Annotated in this window: 14 protein-coding genes; 5 read left to right on the plus strand and 9 right to left on the minus strand. The window is 69.5% G+C overall.

The genetic code is table 11. The features are described 5' to 3' along the window. Window positions 1-20: 20 nt before the first annotated feature. A complete protein-coding gene (locus tag Q1A98_RS07260; RefSeq protein WP_299571440.1) occupies window positions 21-650 on the plus strand; it encodes a dTMP kinase in 630 nt (209 codons plus the stop codon). Here the strand turns inward: Q1A98_RS07260 and Q1A98_RS07265 are convergent. Further along, the gene (locus Q1A98_RS07265) at window positions 615-1,367 is read right to left on the minus strand and encodes an SDR family oxidoreductase (protein WP_299571442.1); all 753 of its coding nucleotides are present in this window, start codon (window positions 1,365-1,367) and stop codon (window positions 615-617) included. The genes Q1A98_RS07260 and Q1A98_RS07265 overlap by 36 nt on opposite strands. A 74-nt stretch (window positions 1,368-1,441) precedes the next feature. On the opposite strand from Q1A98_RS07265, the gene Q1A98_RS07270 reads away from it, so the two are divergent. Continuing rightward, window positions 1,442-1,810, plus strand: coding sequence for a MerR family transcriptional regulator (locus Q1A98_RS07270; protein ID WP_299571444.1), 369 nt, complete (start codon window positions 1,442-1,444; stop codon window positions 1,808-1,810). Between the two features lie 111 nt (window positions 1,811-1,921). On the opposite strand, the gene ahcY is transcribed toward Q1A98_RS07270, so the two are convergent. From ahcY to Q1A98_RS07290, 4 genes are all read right to left on the minus strand, one after another. Then, window positions 1,922-3,391: an adenosylhomocysteinase gene (ahcY, locus tag Q1A98_RS07275; RefSeq protein ID WP_299571446.1), complete on the minus strand. Its 1,470-nt coding sequence runs from the start codon at window positions 3,389-3,391 to the stop codon at window positions 1,922-1,924. Window positions 3,392-3,607: 216 nt separating this feature from the next. Further along, window positions 3,608-4,255, minus strand: coding sequence for a TetR family transcriptional regulator (locus tag Q1A98_RS07280; protein ID WP_299571448.1), 648 nt, complete (start codon window positions 4,253-4,255; stop codon window positions 3,608-3,610). A gap of 86 nt (window positions 4,256-4,341) precedes the next feature. After that, a complete protein-coding gene (locus tag Q1A98_RS07285) occupies window positions 4,342-5,880 on the minus strand; it encodes an amino acid permease (protein WP_299571451.1) in 1,539 nt (512 codons plus the stop codon). Between the two features lie 131 nt (window positions 5,881-6,011). Beyond that, a complete protein-coding gene (locus Q1A98_RS07290) occupies window positions 6,012-6,923 on the minus strand; it encodes a cation diffusion facilitator family transporter (RefSeq protein ID WP_299571453.1) in 912 nt (303 codons plus the stop codon). A 172-nt stretch (window positions 6,924-7,095) separates the two neighbouring features. Here Q1A98_RS07290 and Q1A98_RS07295 point away from each other — a divergent pair, with 172 nt between their 5' ends. Beyond that, window positions 7,096-8,748 carry a MinD/ParA family protein gene (locus tag Q1A98_RS07295; RefSeq protein ID WP_299571456.1) on the plus strand — a complete coding sequence of 551 codons (1,653 nt, stop codon included), beginning with the start codon at window positions 7,096-7,098 and terminating at the stop codon, window positions 8,746-8,748. A 7-nt stretch (window positions 8,749-8,755) separates the two neighbouring features. Here Q1A98_RS07295 and Q1A98_RS07300 read toward each other — a convergent pair whose 3' ends face one another. Next, on the minus strand, window positions 8,756-9,412 hold the full coding sequence (locus Q1A98_RS07300; protein ID WP_299571458.1) for a DedA family protein: 657 nt from the start codon (window positions 9,410-9,412) through the stop codon (window positions 8,756-8,758). Between the two features lie 240 nt (window positions 9,413-9,652). On the opposite strand from Q1A98_RS07300, the gene Q1A98_RS07305 reads away from it, so the two are divergent. Further along, complete coding sequence (locus Q1A98_RS07305) at window positions 9,653-10,681, plus strand: alpha/beta hydrolase (RefSeq protein ID WP_299571861.1); 1,029 nt, start codon at window positions 9,653-9,655, stop codon at window positions 10,679-10,681. Between the two features lie 32 nt (window positions 10,682-10,713). Next, window positions 10,714-11,277, plus strand: coding sequence for a hypothetical protein (locus Q1A98_RS07310; protein ID WP_299571460.1), 564 nt, complete (start codon window positions 10,714-10,716; stop codon window positions 11,275-11,277). Between the two features lie 5 nt (window positions 11,278-11,282). Here Q1A98_RS07310 and truA read toward each other — a convergent pair whose 3' ends face one another. The 3 genes from truA to Q1A98_RS07325 are packed head-to-tail and all read right to left on the minus strand — an operon-like array spanning window position 11,283 to window position 13,938. Next, complete coding sequence (truA, locus tag Q1A98_RS07315; protein WP_299571461.1) at window positions 11,283-12,167, minus strand: tRNA pseudouridine(38-40) synthase TruA; 885 nt, start codon at window positions 12,165-12,167, stop codon at window positions 11,283-11,285. A 13-nt stretch (window positions 12,168-12,180) separates the two neighbouring features. Continuing rightward, the gene (gene rplQ, locus Q1A98_RS07320) at window positions 12,181-12,822 is read right to left on the minus strand and encodes a 50S ribosomal protein L17 (protein ID WP_299571462.1); all 642 of its coding nucleotides are present in this window, start codon (window positions 12,820-12,822) and stop codon (window positions 12,181-12,183) included. A 60-nt stretch (window positions 12,823-12,882) separates the two neighbouring features. Next, entirely contained in the window at window positions 12,883-13,938 is a 1,056-nt protein-coding gene (locus Q1A98_RS07325) for a DNA-directed RNA polymerase subunit alpha (protein ID WP_253654900.1), read from the minus strand. Between the last annotated feature and the right edge of the window lie 111 nt (window positions 13,939-14,049).

Genomic DNA, 14,049 nt, shown 5'->3' on the forward strand with positions numbered 1-14,049 from the left:
GACCACTAGCATCCCGGGACGTGGGCACACTGATCACCGTCGAGGGTCTCGACGGTGCGGGCAAGCGGACGCTGGTCGAACGGGTGACGGCGCAATGGGAGTCCGACGGACTCCGCGTGGCGACGATGGCGTTCCCCCGCTACGGGCAGTCGGTCCACGCCGACATCGCGTCGGAGGCACTGCACGGCGAGCACGGCGATCTTCGGTCCAGCGCGTCGGCGATGGCGATGCTCTTCGCCCTCGACCGCAGGGACGCCGCCGACGAGATCCGGGATCTGCTCGCCACCGTCGACGTCGTCCTGCTCGACCGGTACGTCGCCTCGAACGCCGCATACACCGCCGCGCGTCTGGGCGAGTCCGCCGACGGGGACGCCGTCGCGTGGGTCGAGGCTCTCGAGTTCGACCGCTTCGGTCTGCCCGTCCCCGACCGGCAGGTGCTCCTCGGCACCGATCCCGAGCTCGCCCGCAGTCGCGCCACGTCGCGGGCGGCCGGGGACGCGTCCCGCGCGATGGACGCCTACGAGCGCGACACCGCCCTGCAGCACGCGACGTTCGTTGTCTACCGCGGCCTCGCCGAGCGATCGTGGCGCTCGCCCTGGACGGCGATCACCGGCTCAGACGACGCCGACGTCCTCGCGACGCAGGTCTGACCCGGCGGCCGTCTGCCCGAGCTCCGGGTACCGCTCGCCGACCGACGCCGACAGCGACGCCTTCGCAGCGCGACTGTCGTCGTCGACTAAGACCTCATGGGTCCCGTCGCGGACGCCGCGCACGATCGCCGCCGCCACGTCGGCCGGGTCGTTCTTCGGCATGTCCGCACCGGCCATCATGTCCGTGTCGGTCGCGGCCAGGAACACCGTCATCACCCGCGTCCCCTGCTCCGCCAGTTCGAGGCGCAGCCCGTCCGAGGCCGACCACACCGCCGCCTTCGAGGCCGAATAGGACCCGGCCTGGGCGACGGTGATCATCGACAACGCCGACGCGACGGTGACGACGACTCCACCGCCCCGGCGGGCGAGTGTCGGCGCGAAGGCGCGCGTGACGGACAGCGGGGCCCAGAAGTTGGTGTCCATCTCACGCCGCATCGCGTCGACGTCGCCGGTCAGCAGCGACTGCATCGCCGTGATGCCGGCGTTGTTGACGACGACGTCGACGTCGTCGGCCACCCGGGCCGCGGCGTCGATGGAATCCGGGTCGGTGACGTCGAGGGTGAGGGGGACGACGCGCTCGTCGTCGACGGACACCGCCCCCGATCGCGAGGTCGCGTAGACACGGGCGGCTCCCGCGTCGAGGAAGGCGTGGACGAGGGACAGTCCGATGCCGCGGTTGGATCCGGTGACGAGGACGGTGGCGTTGGTGAGTTCCATGACTCGACCGTAGGATCTGACATCGGTGTGAGGTTCAAGTCCTCACCGGGAGACGTGCGTCACAGGAGGCGGCCATGCGCATCGGCGAACTGTCGGCGACGACGGGCGCGTCCGTCCGTTCGCTGCGCTACTACGAGGAACAGCAGCTCATCTGTTCGCGACGCACCGAGGGCGGGCAACGTGTGTTCGACGAGGACACGACACATCGGGTCGCGATGATCCGCTGTCTGATCGACGCCGGGGTGCCCACGCGGGACATCGGCGCGATGCTGCCGTGTGTCCACTCGGGCACCACCACCCCGACCACGCTGGCGCGGCTCACCGAGGCACACGCGCGGCTGTCGGCGGAGATGGAGGAACGTCTCGCGACCCGGGACCGTCTGGAACGCATCATCGCCGGCGTGCGCGACAACACGTGCGCCGCGGCCGCGGCCCCGGCCTGACCCACGACGCCGCCGGCCTCCCGCGACAACGAAACGCTCCCGCGACTGTGAGCACAGTCGCGGGAGCGGATTCGTGTCGCGGGAGCGGTGTTCAGGCCGCGCCGGGGTGGCTCAGTACCGGTAGTGGTCCGGCTTGTACGGGCCCTCGACGTCGACGTTGATGTACTCGGCCTGGTCCTTGGTGAGCTTGGTCAGCGTGCCACCGAGCGCCTCGACGTGGATCTTGGCGACCTTCTCGTCGAGGTGCTTGGGGAGGCGGTAGACCTCGTTGTCGTACTCGTCGTTCTTGGTCCAGACCTCGATCTGCGCGATGACCTGGTTCGAGAAGCTGTTGCTCATCACGAACGACGGGTGGCCGGTGGCGTTGCCCAGGTTCAGCAGACGACCCTCGGACAGGACGATGATCGACTTGCCGGAGTCGAAGATCCACTGGTCCACCTGCGGCTTGACGACGACACGCTTGGCGCCGGAGCTCTCGAGCCCGGCCATGTCGATCTCGTTGTCGAAGTGGCCGATGTTGCCCAGGATCGCCTTGTCCTTCATCGACTTCATGTGGTCGAGGGTGATGATGTCCTTGTTGCCGGTCGACGTGATGACGATGTCGGCGGAGGAGATCGCGTCCTCGACGGTGACGACGTCGAAGCCGTCCATGAGCGCCTGCAGCGCGTTGATCGGGTCGATCTCGGTGACCTGGACGCGGGCGCCCTGGCCGGCGAGCGACTCGGCGCAGCCCTTGCCCACGTCGCCGTAGCCGGCGATGAGGACCTTCTTGCCGCCGATGAGGACGTCGGTGGCGCGGTTGATGCCGTCGATCAGCGAGTGGCGGGTGCCGTACTTGTTGTCGAACTTGCTCTTGGTGACCGAGTCGTTGACGTTGATCGCCGGGAAGGTCAGCTCACCGGCAGCGGCGAACTGGTAGAGACGCAGCACGCCGGTGGTGGTCTCCTCGGTGACGCCCTTGACCGACTCCGCGATGGTCGACCACTTGGTCTTGTCGGTCTCGAACCGCTCACGCAGCTGGTTGAGGAAGATCGTGTACTCGGCCGAGTCGTTGTCCTCGACCGGCGGGACGACGCCCGCCTTCTCGAACTGCGCACCGCGCAGCACCATCATCGTGGCGTCGCCGCCGTCGTCGAGGATCATGTTGCAGGGCTCGCCGGGCCAGGTGAGCATCTGCTCGGCGCACCACCAGTACTCCTCCAGGCTCTCGCCCTTCCACGCGAACACCGGGACGCCCTTGGGCTCCTCGGGGGTGCCGTGCGGGCCGACGACGACGGCCGCGGCGGCGTGGTCCTGGGTGGAGAAGATGTTGCACGACGCCCAGCGGACCTCGGCGCCCAGCGAGACGAGGGTCTCGATGAGGACGGCGGTCTGCGTCGTCATGTGCAGCGAGCCCGAGATGCGCGCGCCCTTGAGCGGCTGGACCTCGGCGTACTCACGACGCAGCTCCATCAGGCCGGGCATCTCGGCCTCGGCGAGGTCGATCTCGAGTCGGCCGTACGCGGCCAGCGAGAGATCGGCGACCTTGAAGTCGATCCCTCCCTTGCTGTCCGCGGTCAACGTGGTCTGCACCGATGTCATCGATCTCTCCTGGTCTGGCGATTGCGGCGGGGACGGCCCCCGATGTGGCCGGGTGGTCCCGGATGGCATGACAGGACCCGGACGTGCCGGATCTCGGGTAACAGGCTAACGAACACCTGCCCTGGTGGCGAAAGGCGGATCATGAACGACCCGTTCAGCACCTGCGGTGTTGTGACCCATGACAGCGACACCGCCGGAGGAGCCGGGCCGTCCGGGTCAGGCGACGGACCGCGCCACCGACGCGATCACCGGCTCGAACAACCGGGCCAGATGGTCGGCGACGTCGCTGTCGTCCTCGGGCGGGATGGCGATGTAGCTCAGCGCCATCCGACCGATCGACGACGCCACCCGACGCGCCTCGTCGTACGGCGCACCGATCCAGGAGCGGTGCAGTGTGGTGGCGATGCTCTCGGTCGCGTGCAGGATCAACGGCGCGGCGTCGGTCGTGATGAGCCGCAACAGATCCGGCTTGGCCTGGCCCGACAGCAACGACTGCACCAGCGGGTCGGCCGCGGCCAGTGCGAAGAAGCTGCGGTAGCCCTCGCGCAGGGCGTCCCGGACGCGTCCCACGTTCTTCTCCACCGCGACGTCGACGGCGACGCAGAACTCGTCGGTGAGCCGCAGGGCGTAGGCCGTGGCCAGTCCCTGCCGGCTGCCGAACTCGTTGTAGACGGTCTGCCGCGACACACCTGCGGCCTCGGCGATGTCGGTCATGGTCACCGACGACCAGTCCGAGTCGCGCAGGTGCTCGCGCATCGCGTCGAGCAGTCCCCGGCGCAGCAGCTGCTTGGACGCCTGCTGGTACGCGCCACCCCGCGACCGGCGGGCCGGTACGGGTCTGGTGGTGCGTTCCGGATCGGACACGTGCCCGATCCTAGCGAGGCGAACGATCGTCGCGCCGCGAACCCTTCACCATGGCGAAGGCCGTCTTCGCGGTGCCACTTCGGTGGTCAGGTGAAGGACTTCTCCGGCGCGCTCGGGACCTCACCCCGCTCGCGCCTGCCCACCATCGAGTGGTTGCGGCTGTACAGGAAGTAGAAGGCGACGCCGATGGCCATCCAGATCACGAAGCGGATCCAGGTGAGCGCCGAGAGGTTCAGCATCAGCCAGACACACGAGACGATCGCCAGGATCGGGATGACGGGCATCCACGGCACGGTGAACCCGCGCTCGAGATCGGGCCGCTTGCGACGCAGGACCAGCACGCCCGCTGCCACGACCACGAACGCGAACAGCGTGCCGACGTTGACCATCTCTTCGAGCTTGTTGATCGGGAAGAACGCGGCCACCAGCGCGACCACGGCACCGACGATGATCTGGATCCGCGCCGGGGTGCCGAACTTGCTGGTCTTCGACAGTCCGCGCGGCAGCAGGCCGTCGCGCGCCATCGCGAACAGCACCCGCGACTGACCGAGCATGAGCACCATGACCACGGTCGTCAGGCCGGCGAGCGCACCGATCGAGATCACCTTCTCGGCCCAGGTGATGCCGTTGAGCCCGAATGCGTACGCCAGGTTCTTGGCCTCGCCGTCACCGGCCGAGGTGGCCAATTCCTTGTAGTTCACCATCCCCGTCACGACGATCGTGACCAGCACGTACAGCACGGTCACGATGCCCAGCGAGAACAAGATGCCGCGCGGTACGTCGCGCTTGGGGTTCTTCGTCTCCTCGGCGGTGGTCGCGACCACGTCGAACCCGATGAACGCGAAGAACACGATCGACGCCGCGGCCAACAAGCCGTACCAGCCGTAGCTCGAGTCGCCGCCACCGGTCATGAGCGAGAACAGCGTCGACTCCACCGAGCTGCCGCCACTCTCGGTCGGCTCCGACGTCGGGATGAACGGGCCGTAGTTCGAGGTCTTGATGTAGAAGAACCCGACGACGATCACCAACAGCACGACGGTGACCTTGATGGCGGTGATGACCGCGCTGACCCCCGACGACAGCTTCGTGCCCAGCACGAGCAACGCGGTGATGGCGACGACGATGAGCAGCGCACCCCAGTCGACGTCGAGCCCGGCGACCTCGGCGGTACCCCCGGAGAAGCCGAACACCGTGCCGAGGTAACTCGACCAGCCCTTCGACACCACCGCCGCACCGACGGCGAACTCGAGGATGAGGTCCCACCCGAGGATCCATGCGAGGAACTCACCGAAGGTCGCGTAGCCGAAGGTGTAGGCCGACCCGGCCACCGGCACGGTCGAGGCGAACTCCGCGTAGCAGAGCGCGGCGAGGCCACAGGCGATGGCCGCCATGACGAACGAGATCGAGATGGCCGGACCTGCCTTGTCACCGGCGGTCGAGGCGGTGATCGTGAAGATGCCCGCACCGATGACGACCGAGACGCCGAAGACGGTGAGGTCCCACCACGACAGGCTCTTCTTCAGCTGCGAACCGGGTTCGTCGGTGTCGGCCATCGACTGCTCGATGGACTTCGTCCGGGCCAGCGAGCCACGGAACGACCGTGACGGCTCATGCGACCGCGTCATGCGCGACCTCCTGTCGGCGTGCGAGGCGAATGCCGATCTTCGGTATGTCGGATTCGGTGCAGATGCGACTCTAGACACGCCCTGTGGTTCGCGGTGCCCGGTCCGTCGTGTCGTGACCGGACCGCGACGCCTCAGCCGCGCAGGATGTCCGGCTCGAGGTAGACGACCCGGGCGACAGGCACCGCCTCTCGGACCCGCGCCTCCGCGGCGTCGATGGTCGCCGCGACCGTGGCCGCGTCCACGCCGGGCGGGATCGCGATCTTGGCGGCCAGGAGCATCTCCTCCGGCCCCAGGTACTGCGTCTTGTAGTGGATGACGCGCTCGACGCCGTCCTGCCCCGACAGCGCCGCGACGATCGCGGCCTCCTGGTCGGGGGTGGCGCCCTCCCCGATGAGCAGGCTCTGCATCTCGACGATGAGCAGGATCGCGATCGCACCGAGCAGCACCCCGATCGCCAGCGTGCCGGCCCCGTCCCAGACAGCGTCGCCGGTGATCGTGGCCAGGCCGACCCCGATCAGCGCGAACAGCAGCCCCAGCAGCGCGCCGGTGTCCTCCAGCAGCACCACCGGCAGCTCGGGGCTGCGTGACGTCCGGATGAACCGCCACCAGCTCGCGCGCCCCTTCAGCGGACGGGACTCGCGCATCGCGGTGGTGAAGCTGTAGCCCTCCAGGGCGATCGCAACCAGCAGGATGACCACCGCCACGATCGGGGACTCGAGTTCGTGGGGGTGCAGGAGCTTCTCGACGCCCTCGTAGATCGCGAAGACCGAGCCGAGGCTGAAGATGACCAGCGCGACGACGAACGAGTAGAAGTACCGACTCCGGCCGTATCCGAAGGGGTGCAGGCGGTCCGCCTTCTTCCGTGCCGACCGCTGCCCCAGCAGCAGGAGCCCCTGGTTCGAGGTGTCGGCGACGGAGTGCACGGCCTCGGCGAGCATCGACGAGGAGCCGGTGACCGCGAAACCCACGAACTTCGCGACCGCGATCCCCGCGTTCGCGGTCAGGGCCGCGAGGATGGCCTTGGTCGAACCCTCTGACGACATCGGTCGGCCTCTCTCGGCGTCGGGTCCTTCCGGACTGCTGCGCGATAGTAAACTGGTGGTGCCGTATGCCTGGTCACCGACCAGGCGTGGGTCCGGGGAGGGGCTCACACGGTGCGCCCGAAGGGTCGAACACAGCCCTGGGTGCGACGACTCGTACAGGGGATGATGTCACGTGAGCTCGAACCACCGAGGCATCCCGGCGACGCCGCCGTGGTTGCAGTCGAATCCGCCCGCCCAGCCCACGTCCGGACCACAGGACACCACCGACGAGCAGGGCGACACCGGCCGCGACGACGCGCTCGAGTCGTCGACCGGGCGCCATCTCGACGACGGAGGGGCGCCCGCATCCGACGGGTGGGAGGTCGAGACGCCGCGCTGGGTGAACGCGCCCTGGCCGGGTGAGGAGTCGGCCGGCGGCGACGGTCCGCGTCCGGACGAGCCGTGGTTCCCCCAGCAGGGCCCGGGCCCGTACGGCCCACCCCCGGGCGGCCCCGACGCGAACGGGTACCCACCGCACCCGCCGTTCGACCCGGGTTTCCCGCCCGGCGGCTTCCCACCTCCGGGCGCCGGTCCGGACGGACCGCCGCCGTGGGCGTTCGGACCCGACCACCAGCCGCCCTTCCTGCCGGGACCTCCGCAGGGCCCGGGGGTCGACGGTCGACCCGCCGCCGCTCCCCGCGAGCCCGTGGGATGGGACGCGACGCCCCCGTCGCCGGGACCCGCTCCCGGTCCGCAGGGGCCCGGATGGGGTGGTCCGCCGCCCGGGCCGGATCCGTACGCGCCCGGCATCCCGCAGGGACCCGGTCCCGACCAGTACGGACCCGGCGCCCCGCAGGCGCCGGGAATGCCGTCGGCCCCGGGCCAGGGCTACCGACAGTCCGCCCCCGGCGCGCTCGACGAGGTGGCGTTGCTCCGCAAGGCCCGCCGCGCCCCGCACAGCGGATGGCGACGCGCGGTGCACCGCATGTCGGGCGGATCGATCAACCCGGGCGAGTCGCCGGACGCACTGCACTACGCCGAACTCGTCGAACGGGTCAACCGCCCCGTCCGCGGCGATTACCGCATCGCGGTGCTGTCGCTCAAGGGCGGCGTCGGGAAGACGACGGCCACCGTCGGCCTCGGGTCGATCTTCGCGTCGCTGCGCGGTGACCGCGTGATCGCCGTCGACGCCAACCCGGATCTCGGGACGCTCGGACAGCGCGTCCCCCAGCAGACCCGGTCCACCGTGCGGGACCTGTTGGCGGACAACTCGATCTACCGCTACTCCGACGTGCGCGCGCACACGTCGCAGTCGCCCAGCCGGCTGGAGGTGCTCGCGTCCGAGCGCGATCCCGCCGTCGCCGAGGCGTTCAGCGAGGAGGACTACCGCGGTGTGATGAAGGTGTTGCAGCGCTTCTACAACATCATCATCACCGACTGCGGCACCGGCCTGAGCCACTCGGCGATGAACGGCGTCCTCGACCTCGCGAACGCATTGATCCTGGTCAGCTCGCCGGCCATCGACGGTGCCCGCAGCGCGGGCGCCACCCTCGACTGGTTGCAGGCCCACGGTTACGGCCACCTCGTGAGCCGGGCCGTGGTGGTGCTCAGCCACTCGCGGTCGGGGTCGTCGACCATCGACACCAAGCAGCTGAGTCAGCACTTCCTCACCCGGTGCCGTGCGGTGCAGATGATCCCGTTCGACGACCACCTCGCCGAGGGCGCCGAGGTCGACCTCGAACTGTTGAACAAGCACACCCACCGCTCGCTGGTGGAGCTCGCCGCCGTCGTGGCCGACGACTTCTCGTCGACGACGATGCGGCGCGTGGACCCCTATCTCGGTTAGTCCCAGGTCAGCGGCCGGACGCCTCGGCGGGGGTTCTCTCCGCCGGGGCGTCGTCGTCGCGGTGACGGCGCCGCAGTGCGCGGTGCACGAGGTGTGCGGCGATCGGCACCACGACCGTGCACGCCGACGCGAGGATGAACCAGTCGATGTTGTCGGCGACGAGCGGCACGTTCCCGAGGAGGTAGCCGAGCACGATGATGCCGGCACCCCACACGATGCTGCCCAGGATGCTGAAGACGGTGAAGTCGCGGTGGCGCATCCCCGTGAAACCGGCAAGAAGCGGCACCAGGGTGCGGACGATGCCGATGAAGCGGCCGAAGAAGACCGTGGCCGCGCCGTAGCGCTCGAAGAAGCGCGTGGTGCGGTGCACCGGCGCGTCGCCGATGAAGCGGATGGTCCGGCCGCGCAGGACGCTGTCCCCCATCCGGCGGCCGATGAAGTACCCGCACTGGTCACCGAGAGCCGCCGAGAGCGGGACCAGCACGCACGGGACCCACAGCGGCGCATAGGGATCCGGGGCGGCGGCGAGGATGCCCGCGGTGAACAACAGGGAGTCGCCGGGGAACACGAACCCGATCAGCAGTCCTGTCTCGACGAACACCAGGACACACAGCCCGATCAACCCGCCCGTCGCGAGGAACGAGGAGGCGTCGAACGGGTTCACGCCACCCGACGATACGCACGGCGACCAGGCATCTCGGTCGTCGAGCGGACGGTGCGCCGAGGGTTCACCGCGGCGTGACGCAGAGTTCACCGCCGGTTGGGGACCCGCTCGCCGCGCGCGGCGGGCCGTGATGCGGTTCACTGGCACGACCGACCGAGACGAGATGAGCAGACCGTGATCCGACGCCGCACCGACCGTGCCCCGGCACACGTCGGCACCTCCGCGGGCACCGAGACCGCCCTGCTCCGCCCGGTGCCCGACGGCGCACAGTCCCTGGAGTTCCGGACCATCCACGGGTACCGTCGCGCGTTCCGGATGGCCGGTCGGGGTCCGGCGGTGCTGCTGATCCACGGCATCGGCGACAACTCGTCGGCGTGGTCGGAGGTCATCGACATGCTCGCGCCGAACCACACGGTCATCGCGCCGGACCTGCTGGGCCACGGGCTGTCCGACAAGCCCCGCGCCGACTACTCCGTCGCGGCCTACGCCAACGCCATGCGAGACCTGTTGTCGGTGTTGGGCATCCGACGCGTCACGGTCGTCGGCCACTCCCTGGGCGGTGGCGTGGCGATGCAGTTCTGCTATCAGTTCCCGGAGTTCGTCGAGCGCCTGGTGCTCGTCTCGACGGGCGGCGTGACACGTGATGTCAGCCCGATGCTGCGACTGCTGGCGCTGCCGGGGATCAACGCCACCATCGCCGCGCTGCGCCTGCCCGGACTGGTACCGGCGTCCCACCAGGTCGGCACGGTGGCCGGCCGCGTCCTCGACCCCGTCTCCCCGGCACTCCCGCGGCGTCTGCGCGAGCTGATCCACGACGCCCCGGAGGTCATGCGCATCGTCGACGGCCTCGCCGAGGCCACTGCGCACGCGGCCTTCACCCGGACGCTGCGCGCGGTGGTCGACTGGCGGGGTCAGGTGGTCACGATGCTCGACCGTTCCTACCTGACGGCACGCCTGCCGGTGATGCTCGTGTGGGGCACGGGCGACACCGTGATCCCGCACCACCACGCCCTGCTGGCGCACTCCGCGATGCCGCACTCGCTGCTCGAGAGTTTCGAGGGCGCCGGCCATTTCCCCCACCACGACGATCCGGATCGTTTCGTGACCGCGGTGGAGCGGTTCATCGCGGCCACCGCGCCCATGGAGCACGACACCGACGAGTGGTCGGACCTGCTCGCCGCGGGACCGAGTGTCGACGACCTCACCGGCCCGCGCAGCGTCCAGGAAGAAGTCCTCGAGGAACTGGCGTCCGAGCGCAGCGCCACCTGAGGCGTGTCCGTCCGATCTGCCAGACTGCACGCATGAGCGAACAGACCCCCGGGGACGACCGCGTCTCGTTGGGCAAGGGCGATCCCGACCCGTCGGCGTGGACCCCCGCACCCGAGCCGTACCCGCCGCCGGCCGCCTATCCCCCGCCGACACAGCCGTACCCGTCGTCGTCGCCGTGGGGTCAGACCGAGCAGACCCCGCAGGCGCCGTACGGAGGACAGAACCCGTACGGGCAGAATCCGCTGCAACCCCTCGTCACCATCGGCGACATCACCTGCACCGAGCGTGACGTCATCACTCCCTCCGGGACGATTCCCATCAGGCAATCGCGGTGGGTTGTCACCGACATGTCGACGAGCAGTGAGCGAATGTCGCAGACCGGGATCGTGCTGGCCATCATCGGGTTCTTCGTCATCTGCTTTCTGGCGCTGCTGTTCTTGCTGATGAAGGAACGGAAGACGACCGGCTATGTCCAGGTGACCGTGACAGGACCAAACGGCTTCGTACACGTATCGAACATCCCGGCTACCAGCGAAGCGACCATGATCGACGTGTCGAACCGAGTCGGTTACGCGCGGATGCTCTCTGCGAGGTGAGTTAGTCAGCAGCAGGGCGGTGGCGTCGGACGTACCCGCACGTCGCGGGTGACCTCGGCGCGGCTCGCCCACTCCGAGGCGGGCGGGTAGTCGACCCCGACGAGGGTCAGCCCGCGGGCCGCCGCCACCGGGACGTCCGGCGTGCGCTGCGTCTGTTCGAGGAGACCACGGCACCAGGTCAGGTCACGACGACCCTCGCCGACCGCCGCGACCGCGCCGACCAACGATCGCACCATCGACCAGCAGAACGCGTCGGCGGTGACGTGTGCGATCAGCACGTCGTCGGCGTCGCGCTCCCAGGTGAAGCGTTGCAGGTCGCGGACGGTGGTCGAGCCCTCACGCCGTCGACAGAACGCGGCGAAGTCGTGCAGGCCGCAGAGCGCGGCCGCTGCGGCGTTCATCGTGGCGACGTCGAGCGATCGCGGCCAGGTCGCGGTGTCCCGCGCCCGCACCGGGTCCGCGCCGAACGTCGCGTCGGTCAGGCGGTACCGATAGTGGCGGCGCAGGGCGGCGAACCGCGCGTCGAAGGCGCGGTCGACGGCCTGCACGGCGGTCACCCGCACGTCGTCGGGCAGCATCTTCGCGAGCCTGCGGACCAACCGCGACGGGTCGCCGTCGATCGATCGCGTCTGCAACACCGCCGACGGGACGTCGGCGTGGGCCACCTGGCCGGTGGCGTGCACTCCCGCATCGGTGCGGCCGGCGACCGTGAGCGAGACCCGCGCCCGCAGCACGGTTCCCAGCGTCTCCTCGAGGGTGGCGCACACGGTCCGATGTCCGGGCTGACGAGCCCAGCCGGTGAAATCGGTGCCGTCGTAGGCGACGTCGAACCGGAGACGGACGAGCCCGCCGCCGACGGTGTCGGGGGCGGGCTCGTCCGGTGTGCTCACGCTCAGCGCGACGTCACTTGTCGTCGGACTTCTTCTCGTCGTCAGCCGCACCCTTGTCTTGGATCTCCGCGGCGCTCTCGGCCCAGGTCTCCTCGGTGGTGCCCTCGGCGACGGCGTCGGCGTTCTCCACGGCCTCGTCGGAGGCCTCCGCCTCGACCTGCGCGACGACGTTGTTCTCGTCCTCGGCGGCCTCGGCGGCGGTGTCCGCGGCCGAGCTGTCGGCGGTCTCGGCAACAGCCGGGGCTGCAGCCTTCGACGCGGCGACGCGGGTGGCGCGGCTGGCCTCGCTGGACGCGGTCGGACCACTGACCAGCTCGATGACGGCCATCGGCGCGTTGTCACCCTTGCGGGGCAGCGTCTTCACGATGCGGGTGTACCCGCCCTCGCGCTCGGCGAACGAGGGGCCGATCTCGGCGAAGAGCTTGTGCACGACGTCCTTGTCACGGATGTCCTTGAGCACCTCACGACGGTGGGCGAGGGTGCCCGCCTTGGCGTGGGTGATCAGCTTCTCCGCGTACGGCCGCAGGCGCTTGGCCTTGGCCTCGGTGGTCGTGATCCGCTCGTGCTCGAACAGCGAGGTGGCGAGATTCGCCAGCATCGCCTTCTGGTGCGAGGCCGACCCGCCGAGACGGGCGCCCTTGGTGGGCTTGGGCATCGTTGTCTCCTTGTAAGACGCTCACGGCCTCTCGGCCGGGAGGGAAGGTAGGGCAGCTCGTCAGAGCTGCTCGGTCTCTGCGTAATCCTCGCCCGAGTCGGCATCGGAGAACGATGCGTCGTCGGACCACGTACCCGTGCTCGCGTCGTACCCGGCGACCTGCGACGGGTCGAAGCTCGCGGGGCTGTCCTTCAGCGACAGGCCCAGCGTGTGCAGCTTGACCTTCACCTCGTCGATCGACTTCTGCCCGAAGTTGCGGATGTCGAGCAGATCCGACTCCGTGCGGGCGACGAGCTCACCGACGGTGTGCACGCCCTCGCGCTTGAGGCAGTTGTACGAGCGCACCGTGAGCTCGAGGTCCTCGATGGGCAGGCTGAACGAGGCGATGTGGTCCGCCTCGGCCGGCGACGGCCCGATCTCGATGCCCTCGGCCTCGACGTTGAGCTCACGCGCCAGCCCGAACAGCTCGACGAGGGTCTTGCCGGCCGAGGCCAGCGCGTCCCGCGCGGTGATCGAGTTCTTGGTCTCGACGTCGAGGACGAGACGGTCGAAGTCGGTGCGCTGCTCGACGCGGGTGGCCTCCACCTTGTAGGTCACCTTGAGCACGGGCGAGTAGATCGAGTCGACCGGGATGCGGCCGATCTCGGCGCCCGACGCCTTGTTCTGCACGGCCGGCACGTAACCGCGGCCCCGCTCGACGACGAGCTCGATCTCGAGCTTGCCCTTGTCGTTCAGGGTCGCGATGTGCAGGTCCGGGTTGTGCACGGTGACACCCGCCGGCGGGACGATGTCGGCACCGGTGACGGTGCCGGGGCCCTGCTTGCGGACGTACATGGTGACCGGCTCGTCCTCCTCGGAGGACACCACGAGGCCCTTGAGGTTCAGGATGATGTCGGTGACGTCCTCCTTCACCCCCGGGACGGTGGTGAACTCGTGGAGCACGCCGTCGATGCGGATGCTGGTGACCGCCGCGCCCGGGATGGACGACAGCAGGGTGCGCCGCAGCGAGTTGCCCAGGGTGTAGCCGAAGCCGGGCTCGAGCGGTTCGATGACGAACTTCGACCGGTTCTCGGCCAGCGTCTCCTCGGACAGGGTGGGTCGCTGTGAGATGAGCATGGGTGGTGATTCCTCCTGTGTGGGCATCCGCCATATGACGCCCTCGGGTGCCCGGCGACGAACGACGTCGGGCGAGGTCGTCCCCCACCGGTGACCCGGCGGGGGACGGCA

Source organism: uncultured Williamsia sp., assembly GCF_947494875.1.
GTDB lineage: Bacteria > Actinomycetota > Actinomycetes > Mycobacteriales > Mycobacteriaceae > Williamsia_A.